The organism is Paenibacillus larvae subsp. larvae (assembly GCF_002003265.1).
GTDB lineage: Bacteria > Bacillota > Bacilli > Paenibacillales > NBRC-103111 > Paenibacillus_H > Paenibacillus_H larvae.
Genome location: NZ_CP019687.1, coordinates 3,099,540 through 3,119,511, shown reverse-complemented (window position 1 = coordinate 3,119,511; position 19,972 = coordinate 3,099,540). Strand labels below are relative to the sequence as shown.

The 19,972-nt window shown below is 46.4% G+C and carries 18 protein-coding genes; all 18 read left to right on the top strand.

What is annotated here, in order from left to right; genetic code table 11:
* Nucleotides 1-49: 49 nt before the first annotated feature.
* The 18 genes from BXP28_RS16200 (at nt 50) to argH (ending at nt 19,870) form a co-directional block, all read left to right on the top strand.
* On the top strand, nt 50-889 hold the full coding sequence (locus BXP28_RS16200; RefSeq protein ID WP_023485089.1) for a flagellin N-terminal helical domain-containing protein: 840 nt from the start codon (nt 50-52) through the stop codon (nt 887-889).
* Nucleotides 890-1,415: 526 nt separating this feature from the next.
* Complete coding sequence (gene fliD / locus BXP28_RS16190) at nt 1,416-2,933, top strand: flagellar filament capping protein FliD (RefSeq protein ID WP_024092916.1); 1,518 nt, start codon at nt 1,416-1,418, stop codon at nt 2,931-2,933.
* A 13-nt stretch (nt 2,934-2,946) separates the two neighbouring features.
* The gene (gene fliS, locus BXP28_RS16185) at nt 2,947-3,345 is read left to right on the top strand and encodes a flagellar export chaperone FliS (RefSeq protein WP_036655736.1); all 399 of its coding nucleotides are present in this window, start codon (nt 2,947-2,949) and stop codon (nt 3,343-3,345) included.
* Nucleotides 3,338-3,691 carry a flagellar protein FliT gene (gene fliT / locus BXP28_RS16180; RefSeq protein ID WP_036655737.1) on the top strand — a complete coding sequence of 118 codons (354 nt, stop codon included), beginning with the start codon at nt 3,338-3,340 and terminating at the stop codon, nt 3,689-3,691. Before fliS ends, fliT begins: the two co-directional genes overlap by 8 nt.
* Before the next feature lie 347 nt (nt 3,692-4,038).
* The gene (locus BXP28_RS16175) at nt 4,039-4,236 is read left to right on the top strand and encodes a cold shock domain-containing protein (protein ID WP_023485092.1); all 198 of its coding nucleotides are present in this window, start codon (nt 4,039-4,041) and stop codon (nt 4,234-4,236) included.
* A 322-nt stretch (nt 4,237-4,558) separates the two neighbouring features.
* The gene (gene hpf, locus BXP28_RS16170; protein ID WP_023485093.1) at nt 4,559-5,107 is read left to right on the top strand and encodes a ribosome hibernation-promoting factor, HPF/YfiA family; all 549 of its coding nucleotides are present in this window, start codon (nt 4,559-4,561) and stop codon (nt 5,105-5,107) included.
* A 384-nt stretch (nt 5,108-5,491) separates the two neighbouring features.
* Complete coding sequence (locus BXP28_RS24470) at nt 5,492-5,629, top strand: hypothetical protein (RefSeq protein ID WP_235430674.1); 138 nt, start codon at nt 5,492-5,494, stop codon at nt 5,627-5,629.
* Between the two features lie 147 nt (nt 5,630-5,776).
* Nucleotides 5,777-6,073 (top strand): S-layer homology domain-containing protein, encoded by a 297-nt coding sequence (locus BXP28_RS24465; protein ID WP_024092921.1) that lies wholly within the window; start codon nt 5,777-5,779, stop codon nt 6,071-6,073.
* 755 nt (nt 6,074-6,828) lie between these two features.
* Nucleotides 6,829-9,336 (top strand): preprotein translocase subunit SecA, encoded by a 2,508-nt coding sequence (secA, locus tag BXP28_RS16155; RefSeq protein WP_023483152.1) that lies wholly within the window; start codon nt 6,829-6,831, stop codon nt 9,334-9,336.
* Nucleotides 9,337-9,379: 43 nt separating this feature from the next.
* A protein-coding gene (gene prfB / locus BXP28_RS16150; RefSeq protein ID WP_096761233.1) for a peptide chain release factor 2 occupies nt 9,380-10,496 on the top strand; the annotation gives its coding sequence in 2 pieces (ribosomal slippage) (nt 9,380-9,451 and nt 9,453-10,496; 1,116 coding nt in all).
* A 132-nt stretch (nt 10,497-10,628) separates the two neighbouring features.
* The gene (locus BXP28_RS16145) at nt 10,629-11,444 is read left to right on the top strand and encodes a YitT family protein (protein WP_042119400.1); all 816 of its coding nucleotides are present in this window, start codon (nt 10,629-10,631) and stop codon (nt 11,442-11,444) included.
* Nucleotides 11,445-11,673: 229 nt separating this feature from the next.
* Nucleotides 11,674-12,735, top strand: a complete 1,062-nt coding sequence (gene argC / locus BXP28_RS16140) for an N-acetyl-gamma-glutamyl-phosphate reductase (protein ID WP_257125646.1) — start codon at nt 11,674-11,676, stop codon at nt 12,733-12,735.
* A 73-nt stretch (nt 12,736-12,808) separates the two neighbouring features.
* On the top strand, nt 12,809-14,035 hold the full coding sequence (argJ, locus tag BXP28_RS16135) for a bifunctional glutamate N-acetyltransferase/amino-acid acetyltransferase ArgJ (RefSeq protein WP_036655745.1): 1,227 nt from the start codon (nt 12,809-12,811) through the stop codon (nt 14,033-14,035).
* 57 nt (nt 14,036-14,092) lie between these two features.
* A complete protein-coding gene (gene argB / locus BXP28_RS16130) occupies nt 14,093-14,887 on the top strand; it encodes an acetylglutamate kinase (RefSeq protein ID WP_036657325.1) in 795 nt (264 codons plus the stop codon).
* Between the two features lie 53 nt (nt 14,888-14,940).
* Nucleotides 14,941-16,140, top strand: coding sequence for an acetylornithine transaminase (gene argD / locus BXP28_RS16125; RefSeq protein ID WP_036655748.1), 1,200 nt, complete (start codon nt 14,941-14,943; stop codon nt 16,138-16,140).
* A gap of 18 nt (nt 16,141-16,158) precedes the next feature.
* The gene (argF, locus tag BXP28_RS16120) at nt 16,159-17,118 is read left to right on the top strand and encodes an ornithine carbamoyltransferase (protein ID WP_023483145.1); all 960 of its coding nucleotides are present in this window, start codon (nt 16,159-16,161) and stop codon (nt 17,116-17,118) included.
* 25 nt (nt 17,119-17,143) lie between these two features.
* Nucleotides 17,144-18,370 (top strand): argininosuccinate synthase, encoded by a 1,227-nt coding sequence (locus tag BXP28_RS16115; RefSeq protein ID WP_023483144.1) that lies wholly within the window; start codon nt 17,144-17,146, stop codon nt 18,368-18,370.
* A 90-nt stretch (nt 18,371-18,460) separates the two neighbouring features.
* A complete protein-coding gene (argH, locus tag BXP28_RS16110; protein ID WP_036655751.1) occupies nt 18,461-19,870 on the top strand; it encodes an argininosuccinate lyase in 1,410 nt (469 codons plus the stop codon).
* The last annotated feature ends 102 nt before the right edge of the window (nt 19,871-19,972 follow it).

Here is a 19,972-nt window from a genome sequence, read left to right as displayed (position 1 = left end):
GCCACATGGATGTGGTAAAAAATTTACTTTCAAGGAGGAAGAATGAATTATGATTATCAATCATAATATTACTGCAATGAACACGCATCGCAACATCGGCATTAATAATCTGAGCTCCAGTAAAAGCATGGAAAAGCTGTCTTCCGGTCTACGCATTAACCGTGCGGCAGATGATGCGGCGGGACTTTCCATCTCGGAAAAAATGAGAAGCCAAATCCGCGGTCTCCAACAAGCTCAGCGCAACGCCCAGGATGGTGTTTCCCTTGTACAAACGGCTGAGGGTGCAATGAACGAAATCAGTGACATGCTCGTTCGTATGAAAGAACTGACTATTCAAAGAGCCAATGGGACCTTCAATGAGGATGATAAAGCCAACCTTGATCTTGAGATGATTCAATTGGCTGAAGAAATAAAAAATATTCAGGAAAAGACCAAGTTTAACGGTAAAGAAGTCTTTAAAACGGATAACGAATTCAAAATTGTAACCGGGGATTCCGAGGATGTTTCCCTAGTAATCAAGGGGGCAGACATTTCTCAAGCAGCTGGACTACTTGAGAAATTGAAAGGAAAAGAAGATTCTAAAGCACCTGAAGATCCTAAAGCACCTGAAGATGCAAAAATTAAAGTATCCGATATTGAAGACGCAATAAAGCAAGTAAATACGGCTCGTTCCACGCTGGGTGCTCAGCAAAACCGTCTGGAGCATACGGTAAATAACCTGGGAACTACAACAGAGAACCTGCAAGCCGCAGAATCCCGTATTCGCGATACCGACATGGCCTCCGAAATGGTGAAACTGACGAAAGACAACATACTTTTGCAAGCTTCCCAAGCCATGCTGGCACAAGCGAACCAGCATCCCCAAGGCGTGCTTCAATTGCTTCGCTAATCTACTCATTAAAGATTCTGAACTTATGTTCAGGATCTTTTTTTGCATATACGTCCAACTGGGTGTCATCTCTGGGGTGAAAGTCCGAATGGGGGCTGGAAAGCGCCTCATAGCCAAGAGCAAGGGTCTGGCCGGTTAAATTTCGTGTTACCATTTTTAATATTATTTTTACAAAGTACTTCCATGTTTTCATAGGTGAGAGTATAGGAGTTAACCGCTCCCCGTTTTTTGATAAATAAAACTAATAGGTTTTGTTTGGTGATCACTTTTTGCCGGATATGATAAAGAATCCTGGCGTATATTTCCTCATCTTAGCCCGGAACTGGAAAAACTGCCGAAACACCTAAATAACTAGGGTGAAAAGGTCGATATTAAGTATAAACGTTATATGGGAGGTTATTGTATGCAGATTCAAAATTGTATTGCAGACAATCCAAACCAATTTAGACCCCCGAGGTCTAATTGATTTTCATCAAGGTATTAATTAAGGAAACTGGAGAATGGAAAAATATAAGGAGGACATCATATGAGAATTAATGGTTTTAGTGGTATGGACATTGATTCAATGATAGCAAATTTGATGAAGGCCCACCGCCAGCCGATCAACAGAATGAATCAGAAGAAGACTTTGTATGAGTGGCAGCAGAACAGCTACAGAGAAGTTAATAGTAAATTAGTAGATTTCCGCAATAACAAATTATTATCAAAATATACTTCCAGTTCCTTTAATACTTTGAAGGCTGCGGTATCCGGAAATGCTTCCGCCATTACGGCAAAAGCAACGAGTAAGGCAGCAACCGGCACCATAACCATAGACGTGGAAAGTCTGGCCTCTTCCTCAAGGGTAAAAGGAAAAAACAGTCAATTAGCGGGCAGAGGGGATGAAAAATTGGCTGACCTGGAGGCCGCTGGAGTCCTCAAGTTGGATGGAGAAACCTCTATCAAAATAAACGGGGTGAGCATTGACTTCGATCCGAATACAGACACCTTGAATACTATCGTGCAAAAAATCAACGGGAATAAAGAAGCAGGGGTAACCGCTTTTTATAATCCTGATAACGGACAAATCTCATTAACATCCAAAACAACAGGAACCAAAGAAATTTCACTTGGAGGTTCGCTTCTCACAGGTACAGATAATTTAAATCTGAATGAAAAAATCCAGGGAACTGATGCCAAGGTGGTTATCAATGGAGTTGAGGCAACTTATTCCAGCAACCAGTTCAGCGTCAATGGAATTGAAGTAACCTTGCATGCAGCAACCGGCAATCAGCCAAGCATTGTAAGTACAAGCCTTGATGCGGATCAGATTGTAGAAACCATCAAGTCTTTTATTAATGATTACAACGAAGTACTCAAGTTACTGAATGATAAAGTAATTGAAGAACGTTACCGTAAATTTCCGCCTCTTACTGATGAACAGAAAAAGGATATGAAGGAAGCGGATATCAAGCTGTGGGAAGAAAAAGCCAAAAGCGGTATGCTTAAAGGAGACCCCATTCTTAGAAAAGCCATTTCTGAATTGCGTTCTGCTATGACTACCCCGATATACCTCGGACCCGCTGATGCCACTTCGGAGGAAAAGGCTAAAAACAGCATTACATTAGCCGATATCGGCATTGAAACAGGTAAATGGTTTGAGGGCGGGAAACTGACCCTTAAGAATGAAGCCAAACTGAGAGAGACACTAGAGAAGAATCCCGAAAAGTTAATGGCCTTCTTCACCAATAGACCATCCGGGGACAATCCTCCACAAGAACAGGTGGGGGTTTTTAACAAAATGGTTGACAGTCTAAAAGGGACCTTGAAAGACATCTCGGATAAAGCTGGGACATCCCGCTACAGTACGGATAAAGGCAGTACATTAAAAGATCAAAGTATACTTGGTAAGCAGATAGCTGAGCTGAACAAGAAAATTGATCAGACCAATGCTAAATTAAAATCAATTGAAGACCGGTATTATAGGCAATTTACTGCCATGGAAGTCGCTTTAAACAAGTTGAACTCTCAATCCGGAAGTTTGATGAGCTTTATGTCTAAATAAGGAGTGAACTCCGTTGATCCCTTCTCCCTATCAAAAATACCAACAGACCAAGGCGCAGACAGCTTCGCCGGCTCAGCTACTGCTTATGCTGTACGATGGAGCGATCCGCTTTGTTAAATTGGGTATAGAAGGCATACAAGAACACAATATGGAAAAGACAAATACGAATCTATGCAAAGCACAGTCCATTTTACATGAAATGATTGCCTCCCTGAATTTTAACTACGAGATTTCTAACAACCTGCTGCGAATCTACGAATATATGCTTCATCAGCTCATCCAGTCAAATGTGAACAAATCTGCAAAGCCTGCAGAAGAAGTGCTCTCTCAGTTAATGGAATTAAAGGAAGCCTGGACAGAAGCCGGCAAACAGGCTGCAGGGTCTGTAGCGGGGATATCCCAACATGGATAAGCAGAACTCCCTTTCAACCTTAATTGTCGAGTTAAAGATGCTTACAGAGGGTATGTTGGCCCGTCTAAGCAGAGCAACATATGAGGAACTGGAATCCTTCGTAGAGCAGAGGGGGAGGCTGATTCAGGCGATTCAAGGCCTTCCTGTGGATGAAGCAGAGCGGAAAGCCCATTTACCCACAGTTCAGAACATCCTGTCGTTTGACGGAATTTTTATCCAGCGGATGGAGGATTTAAAGGACGAGGCCACAAACGGGTTAAAGCGGATGAATCAGGCCAAATCACAGAAATCCGCTTATGCTGCGGATTATTCGCCGGAAAGTATTTTATTCGACTACCGGAATTAGGACAAATTTCGACCTTCCTGACATCCAGGAAGGCCTTTCTTTATGCCAGGATCCGGCAAAAAGATCTCCAAAAGTTGTGCACTACTTTATCCACAATTATGTGGATAATGTGTATAACTTTGTTGATAACTAATGAAAATAAGCTTTCATAAATAAAAGGGCCGTGTACAACCATGTGCATAGCAGAATTTTCGCAACATTTGAACAGGCAGAAAAAAACCTTTAAAAACCCCGACAGAATAAGGAAATATCTGGGTTGTATGCGTTGACATCTTCTGAATACAGGTGGTATATTCAAAGTGTAGGCTAGGACTTACATTTATTTGAAGACGAAGGGAATGTATTGCATGCAAGGTAAAGTAAAATGGTTTAATGCAGAGAAAGGGTATGGCTTTATTGAGCGTGAAGATGGAGGAGACGTATTCGTACATTTCTCCGCTATCCAAGGCGAAGGCTTTAAAACCCTAGAAGAAGGACAATCCGTAGAATTTGATATTGTGGAAGGCGCTCGCGGACCACAAGCTGCTAACGTAATCAAATTATAATCATTTGGCCTGTCATAGGCCGCTTGAATAGATGATTCGTGGGCCGGACACCCTGAAGGACAGCTTCAGGGTGTTTTTTTGTGCAATTGTAAATAAAGTGAGATTGATTTTAGTGTTCATACGAATCCTTCTTCTGATATACGCATATAGTTTCTTGTGAGGGATGCCAACACCGAGTATTTATTTTTAACCTTTTTGTTATTTTTGTGAAAAGAGATATGAATGAGACAGATTAAAGGGATTTAACATTGTTTTTTGAACCTGAATTTTTTGAAGATTCAGTCTCATTGTAGTATAATGAAGGCAGAAGGGAGGAGTTACAATGAAGTATAAAATTCGTGGAGTTAACATCGAGCTTACCGAGGCCCTTAAAGATTACGTGGACAAGAAAATCAGTAAGCTGGATAAATATTTTGAAGCCCCCCTTGCCTCGGAGGCCAGCGTGACGCTCAGCGTCATCAAGGACATGCATACGGTTGAGGTTACGATTCCGATTTCCGGTGCCCTGCTCCGTGCAGAGGTAAAAAACGACGATATGTATGCCTCGATTGATCTGGTGGTGGATAAGCTCGAAAGGCAAATCCGCAAGTACAAAACGAAAATGAACCGGAGGATCCGTCAAGAAGGCGGTAAGCGGGATCTCTTCGTAATGGAACCGAGCAGTGTTGCTAACACCGTGGAGGAAGAAGAATACGAACTCGTAAGAACCAAACGGTTTACTCTAAAGCCAATGGACGTCGAGGAAGCGATCCTTCAAATGAACATGGTCGGACATAATTTTTTCGTATTTGCCAATATGGACACTGATCAGGTGAATGTGGTCTACAAACGTGAAGACGGCAGATATGGTCTGATTGAACCCGCGATTTAAACGAATTCCCTTCCCATCCAATAATGAAAACACAGGCTTGATCCTGCCCGGGATCAGGCCTTTTATATGTGTTTGCCCGCCTAGCGAAGCTAGGCGCAACTAGCCGGTACCTGAACTGCCTGGATGTGATCTGGGAGAGGAAATTTGCTGAAATCGTGATACGGGTGGATACGCAGGGCTCTTCTCATTTATTGAAAAAAGTTATTTTACAAAATTATATGGATTCAACTAACGATACCCCATTGATTATTTCATTTTTGATAATATGATCTATCCAGAATGATATACATAAATATATAATGTAGTCTATCTAGGATGGTATACAGATCTATGTAGATCAGAAAATCTAAAAAATAAGAACAGTTCCCAGGATGAGAGAAAGTTATGAAAAAAAGTTTATCAATAATTGTTTCCAGTGCTATGGCATTATCTATGTTTTCTTCCGTAGCGTTTGGTGCGAACATTGATGATTTCAAAGATTTAAGTGGTTTGAGTGCAAAAGACAAAGCAAAATTTGAATAAATGATTAATAGAGGCATTTTACATGGTCTTTCAGCCGACTATTTTGGTCTTTAAGAACTTACTAACCGTGCACAATTCGCAAGGGTTGCCGCTGACGTATTTGGCCTGAAAGTCGATACTTCTCTTACCCAATCCAGCTTCTCTGATGTGAGCAAGGATGATCCGGCTAATGGATATGCGCTTCCTTACATTGAAGCTGCTAAAGAAAATAACATCGTATCAGGTTATGAAGATGGGACTTATCGTCCAGCCAATGCCCTGACCAAAATTGATCGTGGAATAATGGCAAATGATTCCGACGGCAGATTCAATAGTACTGAACAGGTTAACCGTTACATGCTGGTACTTAGCACTTACAATGTGATGGTATCCGTTTCTTCCGTAAAAGCTATAGACGCAAATAAAGTAGAAGTTAAATTTACTAACGCAGTTAGGACGGAGTAAATGTTGAACTTAAAAAAAACGATAATACTGTGTGGGTACCAACATTTACTCAAAAGGCCGTATAGGCAAATGACAGGAAATCTGTAATTCTGGAAACCTCTAAGCCAATTCATGCAGGTGATTACGAGGTTCAATTACAGGATTATCTGAAGAGGCTATTAAAGTTCCTGTAAAAATTGAAGCTTGAAGTTGCGAAGTCTATCAAAGTTACAAGAAATATGATTTCAAAGCAAGATGGTAATTTACCCTTTGAGATTCTTGACCAATATGGAAAAGAAATGAACAGTGATGATTATAAACTAGCTGCTTATGCATGTATGATCGTACCCAAAATCTATCCTATTAGCGCAGAGATCGTTAATTCAAACAATCCGCAAATTGAATACAATCATTTTTTCTATAATTAAAGATTCCTTTTAACTGAATGTAAAGCCGATTTTAACGGTTCCTTGCGATTTCATTATGGAAATAAGTCTTGCTGCTGTTTACAAGAAAAATGAAACAAAACGGGGAGTCCTCACGTATATAATAGGATGAATGAATCAATTTTATAATTTAGATTTCCATCCGAACGGGTATAAGATATAGATAAACCTGAACCGTATTTATCTATATCTTCTCGATTAAATGCTCACCAGTTGTATTATGAAATTGATTCTGGATTACAGTGTTAATTTCAGGCAAGTTTTGTTGCGGCTTGTCCTGCAAACTGATACAATTTAAGGCAAACTGACTGTGAGGAAAGGGGTTCACCGATGCTAGGATTGGTTAAAAAGATATTTGGTGATTCCAACGAGCGTGAACTGAAGCGATACTGGAAAGTCGTGGAAGAGATCAACAAATTGGAGCCTATCATAGAGGCTTTATCTGATGAAGAGCTAAAAGGCAAAACGGCCGAGTTCCGCGCTAAGCTGGACGAAGGCGTAGACATTGATACACTGCTTCCTGAGGCCTTTGCCGTGGTAAGGGAAGCTTCCAAACGCGTTCTGGGGAAACGGCATTATGATGTGCAATTGATTGGTGCAATGGTTCTGCATGACGGAAATATTGCGGAAATGAGAACCGGGGAAGGGAAGACGCTGGTCGCCACTTTGGCGGTTTATTTAAATGCCCTTCTCGGCAAAGGGGTACACGTAGTTACCGTCAATGACTATCTGGCCCAGCGGGACAGTGCGGAGATGGGACAGATTTATGAGTTCCTCGGCATGACGGTGGGTGTGAATCTGCATGACCTTTCCCATGAAGAAAAACAGCAGGCATATGCATGTGATATTACCTACGGGACCAACAACGAATTCGGATTTGATTACCTCCGGGACAATATGGTGCTTTATAAAGAGCAGATGGTACAGCGTCCGCTCTATTTTGCCGTTATTGACGAAGTGGACTCTATTCTGGTCGATGAAGCGAGAACTCCGCTGATCATCTCCGGACAAGCAGCCAAATCCACGGATATGTATTATGCTGCCGACCGGTTCGTCAGCAAGCTGAAGGAAGAGGAAGACTACACGGTGGACATTAAAGTCAAATCCGTTGCGCTTACCGAAGCCGGTGTGGAAAAAGCGGAACGGGCTTTTGGCGTAGAGAATTTGTTTGACCATCAGAATATCACCTTAAATCATCACGTCACCCAAGCGTTGAAGGCACATGCCATTATGAAGCGCGACGTAGATTACGTTGTACAGGACGGAGAAGTCCTTATCGTTGATGAGTTTACGGGACGCATTATGACCGGACGACGCTATAGTGACGGCCTTCATCAGGCGATTGAAGCCAAGGAACAGCTGGAAGTTCAGAATGAGAGCATGACCCTGGCGACCATCACGTTCCAGAACTACTTCCGGATGTACCGCAAGCTTTCCGGCATGACTGGTACTGCGAAAACGGAAGAAGAGGAGTTCAGGAAAATTTACGGATTGGATGTAATTGTGGTGCCTACTAACCGCCCTATGATCCGTAAAGACCATCCGGACGTAGTCTATAAAACGGAGAAGGCCAAATTCCTGGCGGTGGTGGAAGAGATCATGAAGCGCCACAAAAATAACCAGCCGGTTCTGGTGGGTACGGTTTCCATTGAAAACTCCGAGCTGTTGTCCGAGCTTCTGAAGCGCAAAGGAGTTCCGCATAAAGTATTGAATGCGAAGCATCATGCCCAGGAGGCGGAGATTGTATCACGGGCAGGCGAGCCGGGTGCCGTAACAATTGCCACCAACATGGCGGGACGCGGTACGGATATTGTGTTGGGTGAAGGTGTAGCTGATATAGGCGGACTGCATATTATAGGTACAGAACGGCATGAAAGCCGCCGGATTGATAACCAGCTGCGGGGACGTGCCGGGCGCCAGGGTGACCCTGGGTCTACACAATTCTACCTGTCCCTTGGAGACGAGTTGATGAAGCGGTTCGGTGCGGAGAACATCATGAATATGATGGACCGTCTTGGCATGGAAGAAGACCAGCCGATTGAAAGCCGGCTGATTACCCGCGCGGTAGAATCTGCACAGAAAAGGGTAGAAGGCAACAACTTCGATGTACGGAAAGTCGTTCTCCAGTATGACGATGTTATGAACCAACAGCGTGAGATCATTTATAAACAACGCCTTGAAGTATTGGAATCTGATAATATCCGCGAGATTGTGGAAGGAATGTTGAATTCCGTAATTGAAAGGGTAGTTGAATCCCATACTAACGAAGATATTCCGGAAGAATGGGATCTTGGAGCCGTTGCTGATTTTGTAAACAAGACATTCTTCTCGGATGAGGATGAGCAGATATCGTCCGAAGATATATGGGGCAAAGAAAAAGAAGAGATCATAGAGTATCTGCAAGAGCTTATCGCTCAAAAATACGACCGCAGGGAAGAAGAGATCGGTACTGAATTCATGCGCGAGTTCGAGAAAGTGGTTGTGCTTCGCGCGGTAGACAGCAAATGGATGGACCATATTGATGCCATGGACCAGCTGCGCCAAGGGATTCATCTTCGCGCTTACGGCGGAACAGACCCTCTTCGTGAATATCAATTCGAAGGCTTCGAGATGTTCGAGGAGATGATTAACAGCATCCAGGAAGAAGTGGCCATGTACATTATGAAGGCTCACGTGGAAAGCAATCTGGAACGGCAAGAAGTGGCTAAAGGACAGGCGGTGGACACCAAAGCCGAGGAGGGCGGCAAAAAGCCGGTCGTCCGGGAAGAACGCATAGGACGTAACGATCCTTGCCCATGCGGCAGCGGTAAGAAATTCAAAAACTGCCACGGGAAATAATATAATACGAATCTATTTAAGCCAGGGTGGGGTGTGATAAAACATGCTGGAACCAGATGTAAAGCACGATCTGCGGGAAACCGCAAAAAGACTAACTCAACTTAGGGGGTCTCTTTGACTTAGACCGGAAGCTTGAGGAAATCGAAGATTATGAAGTGAAAATGGCGGCTCCGGATTTCTGGGATGATCAAGAGAAAGCCCAGAAGACCATAGCCGAACTCAATGCCATCAAGGGCAGCGTTGAACAATTTCAGGCTTTGTCCAGCGAGTTTGGGGATATCGAAGTGATGGCCCAGCTTGCAGAGGAAGAAGATGACGAGAGCCTGGCTGCGGAAGTTGCGGAAAGCATCAAAGGCATTGTAGGCAAACTTGAAGGCTTTGAACTACAGCTGCTGCTCAGCCAGCCTTATGACCGGTTAAATGCCATTCTGGAGCTTCATCCGGGGGCAGGAGGTACGGAGTCCCAGGATTGGGCCGAAATGCTGCTTCGCATGTATCGGAGATGGGCTGAGAAACACGACTTTAAGGTAGAAGTACTGGATTATCTTCCAGGTGATGAAGCCGGGGTCAAAAGTGTGACGCTCCTGATCAAAGGCTACAATGCTTACGGATATTTAAAAGCAGAGAAGGGAGTACACCGGCTTGTCCGGATTTCCCCGTTTGATGCTTCCGGCCGCAGACATACTTCTTTCGTATCCTGCGATGTAGTTCCGGAAATCGATGACGATGTGGATGTGGAAATTCGTTCCGAAGATTTAAAAATTGACACTTACCGGGCAAGTGGAGCAGGCGGCCAGCATATTAATACTACAGACTCGGCTGTCCGGATTACCCATATACCTACGGGGATTGTGGTAACCTGCCAGACGGAACGTTCCCAGATCAAGAACCGGGAAAGAGCCATGAAGCTCCTTCGTTCCAAGTTATATGAGAAGAAAATTGAGGAACAGGAAAAACACCTGGCGGAAATCCGCGGAGAACAATCTGACATTGCCTGGGGCAGCCAAATTCGTTCCTACGTATTTCATCCTTACAGTATGGTTAAGGATCACAGGACGTCTGCAGAGACAGGTAATGCGGGGGCTGTCATGGATGGGGATCTCGATATGTTCATTGATGCCTATCTGCGTCAGCAGATTAACCAAGGTGAAGTTAAATAATTGGGTGCTTTAGAAATCCTACACAGCTGTGTAGGATTTTTGCCACCTTCATCCTTGTAGATTGGAGTGAATCTTTTGGTAAAATCAACAGCTGTATTTTCCCGGAAAAAACGGGTGGGACCTAACCTGGTTATGGAATACATACTATTGTTTATCGGCTCTTTTATTATGGCATGCAGCTTTAATTTGTTTCTCCTTCCTAACCAGATTGCCTCGGGAGGGGTATCCGGGATTTCCGTCGTCCTGCAATCATTCGGTATTGAGCCGGCCTTTACCCAGTGGATGTTCAATATCCCTCTTTATATTTTGGGAGTCTGGCTTTTAGGCAAACAACTGGGAATCAAGGCCGCTGTAGGTTCACTCATCTTTCCGTTCTTCGTCTTTCTCAGCAGCCATTTCCCCCCTCTTACAGATAATACACTTTTGGCGAGCATATATGGTGGAATGGGAGTCGGTCTCGGCCTCGGCCTCGTTTTCCTTGGAAGAGGCTCAACAGGGGGACTGGCGTTAGCCGCGCAAATTATCCATAAATATACAGGGATCACCCTCGGCATTGCGGTGGCCATTATGGATGGTCTTGTTATTGTGTCGGCGGGCTTCGTGTTTACTCCGGAAAAGGCTCTATTTGCTCTGATTGGTTTGTTTGTCACCAGTAAAACCATTGATATTATTCAGACAGGATTCAGCAATACCAAAGTGGCCTATATCATTTCACAGGAGACGGAGAAGCTGAAGGAGGCAATCCTGTTTGACCTGGACCGAGGACTGACTTCATTAAGCGGCTGCGGGGGATATACGGGTGATCCGAGGACGCTTCTCATGGTGGTTATCAACCAAAGCGACGTACCGAAGCTAAAATCAGCAGTGAAAGCAATCGACCCTAATGCGTTTATTATTTTGACGGAAGCCAGCGAGGTATTGGGAGAGGGATTTAAACAACACTCTTAATCCGTTCATCAAGTCGGTCCGGATTTATCAATATTTTGTACTGCGTCCTGATGGAAATCCAGTTTTGAAATTGATTTATTGGCCATTGTTTAATAAGGTCCTTAACCAAATCGGTTAAGGGCCTTTTTTTGATTTTTATGCAGATCTTTATAAAATAGATTGAATTTTTATTACCTTTATATGTATAATAATACATAATTTCTTATGGATGGTTGGGAGGGAAGTGCCGGTGACTGTTTGGAGCAGGGAAAAAGTAAAAGCGGCAATTGTGGGATCGACAGGATATGGAGGAGTTGAATTAATACGTCTGCTGCAAGCGCACCCGCTGGTGGAAATTACATCCGTCGTTTCCTTCTCCAGCAGCGGTCAATTATTAACCGAGGGATTTCCTCATTTAACCAATGTTCTTAACAGGGTATTGGATGAGGTGGATGTCCCCCTTCTTGCAAGTAAAGCGGATGTTGTATTTTTGGCAACCCCTTCAGGGGTTAGTGCTAAGCTGGTGCCTTCCTTTGTAGATGCCGGCATGAGAGTGATTGACTTATCCGGGGATTTCAGGCTTATTACTCAGGAACTTTATAGAGAATGGTATAACAAGGAACCTGCTCCCGCCGATTATTTAAGCCGGACGGTATACGGACTGACGGAAGTATTTGGTGAAGAGGTGAAAGGGGCATCCTTTATCTCGAATCCCGGTTGTTATCCGACTGCCGCCGCATTGGGACTGGTTCCGGCGGTTCAAGAGGGATGGATTGAGCCGTCTTCCCTGATTATAGATGCCAAAACCGAAATATCCGGAGCAGGAAGAGGGCTCGGCCTCCAGGTGCATTATGCGGAAGCCAATGAAAATTTCTCAGCCTACAAAGTAAACCGCCATCAGCACATTCCGGAGATTGAACAGACACTTTCCCGGGTGTTGGGGCAGGGAGTCACCGTCACCTTTACTACTCATCTGGTGCCTATGACGCGGGGAATTATGGCAACTATGTACGGTACACTTCTCGGGGATAAGAGCGATCAGGATTTTATTGACTTGTATCAGTCTTATTATGAAGGGCGGCCGTTTATACGGATCCGGCCGCAGGGGAAATGGCCCGCCACGAAAGAAGTATCGGGTTCCAATTATTGTGACATTGGATTCTCGGTAGATCGGCGGACGGGGAGAGTTACGATTATTTCCGTGATTGATAACGTGGTGAAAGGAGCAGCCGGCCAGGCCATCCAGAATCTGAACGTATCCATGGGATGGGACGAAACAACCGGACTGTTGTTTGCGCCTATATATCCGTAAAGGGCACGTAAAGGACAATAAAGAAAAACAGGCCACTAAATATAGAGAAAAGCAAGGACAGTGAGGGGAACAGATGCAGACGAAACAAGCTGGCTTTACAGAAGTTGCCGGGGGGACGATAACCACCCCGAAGGGTTTTACTGCCGCAGGTTTGCACTGCGGGCTCAAACAGGCCGGCCGACCCGATCTCGGCGCGATCGTCTGTGAGGTGCCGGCCGCAGCGGCTGCGGTATACACGCAGAACGCTTTCCAAGCGGCACCTCTGCACGTGACGCGGGACAGCCTCGCGTCCGGCGGCAAGCTTCAGGCGTTGCTGGTGAACAGCGGCAATGCCAATGCCTGCATCGGCCGTCAGGGACTGGCCGATGCGTATGAGATGCGCTCCGCTATGGCGGAAGCGCTTGGAGTGCCCGCGGCGCTCGTCGGCGTCGCGAGTACGGGCATCATCGGCGAGCTTCTGCCGATGGAGAAGGTGCGCGGCGGCATAGCCCGAATGCCGCGGCAGTTGTCGGCGGACGGCTGCGACTTCAGCCAGGCCATCCTGACGACGGATCTGGTACAGAAGTCCGTCTGCGTCCGCCTGGAGATTGCCGGCAAGACTGTACATATCGCCGGGACAGCTAAGGGCTCCGGGATGATCCATCCGAACATGGCGACTATGCTCGGATTTATCACCACCGACGCCCGTATCGGCTCAGGGCAGCTTCAATCGCTGCTGGGGCAAACTACCGATTCCACCTTCAATATGATCACGGTGGATGGGGATACCAGTACGAACGATATGGTCGTCGTACTGGCAAGCGGATTGGCGGGTCATGACCCTCTGCATCCGGGACATAGTGACTGGTCTGTGTTTGCTGAAGCATTCTGTTATGTGGCCCAATATTTGGCCAAAGCGATTGCCCGGGACGGGGAAGGAGCTGCCAAGCTGATCGGGGTGAATGTACGGGGAGCTTTAAGCAACCGTTCAGCGGGCATCATAGCCAAAACGGTGGTGGGTTCCAGTCTTGTAAAGACGGCCTGCTACGGGGCTGATGCCAACTGGGGGCGCATTATAGCGGCGGTGGGGCGCTCCGGTGAACCGGTAGCTGCCGATTTTGTGGATATCCATATCGGGGAGATCCCGGTACTAATAAAGTCGGCTCCTGTTGAAGTGGATGAAGAGAAAGCCACTCTATACTTGAAGGGAGAAGAAGTGGCGATTTACATCGATTTGCACCAGGGTGCAGGATCGGCAACCGCCTGGGGCTGTGATTTAACTTATGATTATGTACGGATTAATGCGTCATATCGGACTTGAATATACAGTTCATCAAATGATAGAAGATCAATTGTGAAAGGGGGAGAGGGAAAGAAGATGGAAACGGGGAGCTTTGTGATCAAATGCGGAGGCAGTACACTGGCGTCTCTATCAGGCAGCTTTTATGCGGAGCTTCGGGAGCTGCAGCAACATGGACACACTCCCGTGATTGTTCATGGCGGTGGCCCTGCCATATCCGAAACCTTGGATCGGCTTGCGATTGCAACCGAGTTTGTGGAAGGGTTCCGGAAAACAACCGAGGAAGTGCTTGATGTTGTGGAGATGGTATTAGCCGGACAGATGAATAAACAGATCGTCCGAAGCCTGCAAAGAAACGGGGCGAAAGCCGTAGGCTTATCCGGTACGGACGGATTCCTGCTGGAGGCGGAACCGGTCGACAATCATGAGCAGGTTGGTTTGGTCGGTCGGGTTACCCGGGTAAACCGGGAATTGATCACCGGTCTGATCGGCCTTGGCTATATTCCAGTATTGGCGCCGATAGGTACTCATCCCCAAACCGGACAGCGCTACAACATTAATACCGATACGGCAGCAGGTGCGGTTGTATCCCAGACGGGTGCCGGGTGCCTGATTGTGGTGACTGATGTACCGGGGATAAAAACAACCGTCCAGGGCCGCCCCGCTATTCTTCCTTCAGTTACGGTTACGGAAATCGTTGAAATGATAGGCAGCGGGGAAATTTACGGAGGAATGATTCCAAAAGTAAAAGCTGCTGTAGAGTGCATTCAGGGGGAAGTACGGGAAGTCGTCATTATTCAAGGGTCCGAACCGGGATTGTTAACCCGGGCGCTTAACGGAGAAGAAGTTGGAACCCGTATCGTAAAAGGGTAAAACGGCTGACCGTTGTACAGTTTTATATACAAATGGGAGAAGGGGTTGGGCTTATGGTTAAAGAAACAGCAGATGCCCTGTTCCCTACCTATGCAAGATTTCCGATAACCTTGGTAAAGGGAAAAGGTAGCAGGGTATGGGATGATCAGGGAAAGGAATATGTGGACTTCATGTGCGGACTCGCCGTGACCAATCTGGGGCATGCTCCGGAACGGGTAAAGGAACAGCTCGAACATCAACTGGATGAACTTTGGCATGTCAGCAACCTGTTTCATATCCCGGGACAGGAAAGACTGGCAGATAAACTCTGCAGTATCAGCGGATTGGACCGTGTCTTTTTTTGTTCCACGGGGGCAGAGGCCAATGAAGCGGCTATCAAACTTGCCCGCCGTTATTCACGGGTTGTCAAAGGAACGGATCGCTATGAGATCATAACCTTCAAGCAATCCTTTCACGGGCGGACGATGATAACCCTGACAGCAACAGGACAAGAGAAGGTTCAGATGGGGTTCGATCCGCTTCCTCCCGGTTTTGTTTATGCGGATTATAACGATATGGACTCTGTCCGTTCTCTGATCGGAAATCAGACCTGTGCCGTTATGCTGGAGATGGTTCAGGGAGAGGGGGGCATGCTTCCTGCAGAAGCTTCATTTGTCCGGGAGCTTGCCGGGCTATGTAAGGAACGGGACTTGCTTCTGATTGTAGATGAAATTCAGACCGGTATGGGACGGACGGGTTCCTGGTTCGCATTCCAGCATTACGGGATTAAGCCCGATATCATCACACTGGCCAAAGGTCTTGGCTCCGGTTTCCCCATTGGCGCTATGCTGGGTAAGGAAAAATTAGCCGAGGGCTTCACGGCGGGCAGTCACGGCTCGACTTTTGGAGGAACCCCCATTGCAATGGCTGCAGGGGCCGCTACGGTGGATGTTCTCGAAAAAGAGAAACTTCCTGAACGGGCGGCACAGCTCGGCGGCGCTATATTGGAGAAGCTGAATGAGGAATTAGGCTGTCTTCCTTTTATTAAGGACATCCGCGGGAAAGGTCTTTTGATCGGCATAGAATGTGCGGAGCCTGTTGCGGATATTTTACAAAACATTCATGAGCAAGGTGTGCTGGTTGTTTCCGCAGGCCCTAATGTTATCAGGCTGGTCCCCAGTCTGAATATTCCGGAAGAGGATGTTATACAGGCTCTTTCCATTATCTGCAAAGCCATACAAGAGAAAGCCGCAGTACACAGCGGATTGGTATAAAAGAAAGGGTGGATGAGTATGACACTGATAACTTCAAATGAACCTGCCGTACAGCTTAAAGGCAGGGATTTTCTCAGCCTGAGTGATTACTCTCCGGAAGAACTGCACTATCTCTTGCACCTCGCCAAAGATTTAAAGCAAAAACAAAAATCCGGGATTCCCCATCAAAAATTGCTTGGAAAATCCCTCGGCATGATTTTTGAGAAATCCTCCACCCGGACTCGCGTCTCGTTTGAAGTAGGCATGTTTCAGCTTGGGGGCCAGGCGCTTTTTTTAAGTAAAAATGACATTCAGCTCGGGCGCGGAGAAACTATCCATGATACCGCCCAAACATTATCCCGCTATATAGACGGCATTATGATCCGTACCTTCGAACATTCGAAGGTGATTGATCTGGCCCGCGGTGCGACAATTCCTGTAATCAACGGATTAACGGACTCCTCCCATCCTTGCCAGGCTTTGACGGATTATATGACGGTACTGGAACATAAAGGAAAATTGGCCGGCCTGAAAATTGCTTATATTGGGGATGGAAACAATATGGTACATTCTCTTCTTATCGGAGCGGCCAAATTCAGCATGCAGGCGGCCGTAGCTTCTCCGGAGGGCTATATGCCGGATAAACAGGTTATCCAGACGGCCAAAGAAGTAGCTTCACAAACCGGCGGTAGTATTCTGATCACACAGGAACCGAAAGAGGCCATTGCCGAAGCAGACATTGTATATACCGATGTATGGGCGAGCATGGGATTTGAAGAGGAGCAGGCAGCCAGAGAACGGGCTTTTGTGAATTATCAGGTAAATGAGGAGCTTGTTCAGTTCGCTAAGCCGGATTATTTATTCATGCACTGTTTACCGGCCCACCGTGGAGAAGAAGTAAGTGCGGAAATAATTGACGGCAAACATTCCATCGTGTTTGACCAGGCGGAAAAACGCCTGCATGCGCAAAAGGCCGTCATGCTGGCGTTAATGGGATAATTAATAAGGTAGGGAGAGAAACAAAATGGCAAAAGAAAAGATTATTCTCGCTTATTCCGGGGGATTGGATACATCCGTGGCCATTAAATGGCTTCAGGATAATTATGGCTACGATGTTGTGGCTGTAGCTATTGATGTGGGGGAAGGTAAAGATCTGGATTTCGTTAAGGCCAAAGCCCTGCAGGTAGGAGCTGTTGAATCCTATGTAGTAGATGCCAAAGAGCGTTTTGCTGATGAGTTTGTGCTCCCTGTGATCAAAGCGAATGCCATGTACGAAAATAAATATCCGCTTGTTTCGGCATTATCCCGGCCTCTTATTTCCCGGGTTCTGGTGGAAATGGCGGAAAAGACGGGAGCAACGGCGATAGCTCATGGTTGTACGGGAAAAGGCAATGATCAGGTGCGTTTTGAAGTGTCCATTGCCGCTTTGAATCCCGTATTGAAAGTGGTGGCTCCTGTCCGGGAATGGGGCTGGTCCAGGGATGAGGAGATCGAATATGCCAAGAAAAACAGCATTCCGATTCCCATCAATCTGGATAACCCCTATAGTATCGATCAAAATCTATGGGGAAGAGCCTGCGAATGCGGGGTCCTGGAAGACCCGTGGGCAGAACCTCCTGAAGGTGCCTATGATCTCACCTCCAATATTCTTGATACACCGGATATCCCGGAAGAAATAGAACTTACATTCGAGCAAGGGGTACCCATAGCCCTGAACGGGATACACAAGCCTTTGTACGAACTGATTTTGGAATTGAACGGCCTTGCAGGAAAACACGGCATTGGACGAATTGACCATGTTGAGAATCGTCTGGTGGGTATTAAATCAAGGGAAGTGTATGAGACACCGGCTGCGGTTGTGATCATGAACGCCCACAGGGAACTGGAGCATCTGACGCTGCCCCGTGAAGTAGCCCATTTCAAGCCGGTTCTGGAGCATAAACTGGCGAACCTGATTTATGAAGGACTCTGGTTCTCTCCGATCCGGGATGCGGTAATGGCCTTTATCGATGAAACCCAAAAAACGGTATCCGGTGTAGTTAGAGTGAAGCTGTTTAAAGGCCAGGCCGTCGTAGTCGGGCGCAAGTCCGAGCATTCCTTGTATGATCTGGAGTTGGCCACATATAATGCGGATGATAAATTTGAACATCAGTCCGCAATCGGGTTTATCCGGTTGTACGGACTTCCTACGCAAGTGTATGCCAAAGTGAATAAAGCCAAACAGCCGGCCGAGGCCGAAGTGAAGGGTTAGTCCGTTTTAGAACCCGGGGGGGTGGTAACCTGCGGGTTCTCTTTAAGTATTAGGGAAGAGTTCTTGGCTTATAGAAATGGAGTGAGACCTATGTCCAAACTATGGGGAGGACGTTTTACCAAACAAACCAACCAGCTTGTGGAAGAATATACGGCTTCCATCGGCTTCGATCAGGAATTGGCGGAGGAAGACATTCAGGGCAGCCTGGCCCATGTTACCATGCTGGGAAATTGCGGGATTTTGCCGCAAGAGGATGTGAAAGTGATCAAAGAAGGGCTGAATAAGGTGCTGGGCAAAATCAGGGAAGGCAGCCTGGTTTACTCGGTCAGTGATGAAGACATTCATATGAATATTGAAAAAGAACTTATCGAGATTGTGGGCCCTGTCGGAGGAAAGCTGCATACGGGAAGGAGCCGCAATGATCAGGTAGCTACCGATATGCACCTGTACTTGCGGAAGAGGGTTGTGGAGATTGTGGGATTGCTTGAACATCTGCAGGACTCCCTTATCCGTAAGGCAAAAGAGTATTCGGATACAATATTACCCGGATATACACATCTTCAGCGTGCCCAGCCCATCCTGTTCGCCCATCATCTTATGGCGTATGTATCCATGTTCCAGCGGGATATTGAGCGTCTGACCGACAGTTTTAAACGCATCAACCTTCTTCCTCTTGGAACCGGGGCGCTTGCCGGGACTACGTTTCCGATCAACCGTCATGAAGTTGCTGAACTGCTGGGTTTTGACGGTGTATATGAAAACAGTCTGGATGCTGTTAGTGACCGGGATTTTATTGTGGAATTCCTGGCAGGTGCCTCGCTCATTATGACACATCTGTCACGTTTTTGTGAGGAGCTTGTCTTATGGTCAAGCACGGAATTCCGCTTTATCGAACTGGACGATGCATTCTGTACCGGCAGTTCCATCATGCCCCAGAAGAAAAATCCGGATGTGGCGGAACTGGTCAGGGGGAAGACAGGCCGGGTATACGGCCATCTGATTTCATTGCTGACTGTGCTCAAAGCACTGCCCCTTGCTTACAATAAAGATATGCAGGAAGACAAGGAAGGCATGTTTGATACTGTTCGCACGCTGGAAGGCGCTTTGAAGTTGTTTGCACCGATGGTAGCTACAATGATAGTCAATGAGAAGCGGATGAGGCAGGCGGTGGAACAGGACTTCTCCAATGCTACCGATATAGCTGATTATTTAGTGGGAAAAGGTGTCCCTTTCCGTCAGGCACACGAAATTATTGGGCGGACCGTACTTTATTGTATTCAAAACGGCAAGTATTTGCTTGATCTCGAACTGAACGAATTTAAGCAATTTTCCGAGTGGTTTGATGAAAGCATCTATACAATCCTTCAGCCGGAACAAGTAGTAAACGCCCGTGACGTATATGGGGGAACTGCCCAAGTTCAGGTGATGAATGCCATTTCGAGAGCGGAAAAGAAACTTGTGGAGACCCGGAATTGGGTGGAACAGCATCGGCAGGTGTAACTTTTTTGTAATTATTTTTTGGGATCCCCCCGAAAAAACAAAAAGTCCGTCGAACTTTATTCGATAAGGGACGTTCAATCAGCGGTATGGTTCTGATTGAAC

Coding starts and splice junctions, on each gene's coding strand:
- BXP28_RS16200 (WP_023485089.1), top strand. CDS start 50: ATGATTATCAATCATAATATTACTGCAATGAACACGCATCGCAACATC.
- fliD (WP_024092916.1), top strand. CDS start 1,416: ATGAGAATTAATGGTTTTAGTGGTATGGACATTGATTCAATGATAGCA.
- fliT (WP_036655737.1), top strand. CDS start 3,338: ATGGATAAGCAGAACTCCCTTTCAACCTTAATTGTCGAGTTAAAGATG.
- BXP28_RS16175 (WP_023485092.1), top strand. CDS start 4,039: ATGCAAGGTAAAGTAAAATGGTTTAATGCAGAGAAAGGGTATGGCTTT.
- hpf (WP_023485093.1), top strand. CDS start 4,559: ATGAAGTATAAAATTCGTGGAGTTAACATCGAGCTTACCGAGGCCCTT.
- BXP28_RS24470 (WP_235430674.1), top strand. CDS start 5,492: ATGAAAAAAAGTTTATCAATAATTGTTTCCAGTGCTATGGCATTATCT.
- secA (WP_023483152.1), top strand. CDS start 6,829: ATGCTAGGATTGGTTAAAAAGATATTTGGTGATTCCAACGAGCGTGAA.
- BXP28_RS16145 (WP_042119400.1), top strand. CDS start 10,629: ATGGAATACATACTATTGTTTATCGGCTCTTTTATTATGGCATGCAGC.
- argJ (WP_036655745.1), top strand. CDS start 12,809: ATGCAGACGAAACAAGCTGGCTTTACAGAAGTTGCCGGGGGGACGATA.
- argB (WP_036657325.1), top strand. CDS start 14,093: ATGGAAACGGGGAGCTTTGTGATCAAATGCGGAGGCAGTACACTGGCG.
- argD (WP_036655748.1), top strand. CDS start 14,941: ATGGTTAAAGAAACAGCAGATGCCCTGTTCCCTACCTATGCAAGATTT.
- argF (WP_023483145.1), top strand. CDS start 16,159: ATGACACTGATAACTTCAAATGAACCTGCCGTACAGCTTAAAGGCAGG.
- BXP28_RS16115 (WP_023483144.1), top strand. CDS start 17,144: ATGGCAAAAGAAAAGATTATTCTCGCTTATTCCGGGGGATTGGATACA.
- argH (WP_036655751.1), top strand. CDS start 18,461: ATGTCCAAACTATGGGGAGGACGTTTTACCAAACAAACCAACCAGCTT.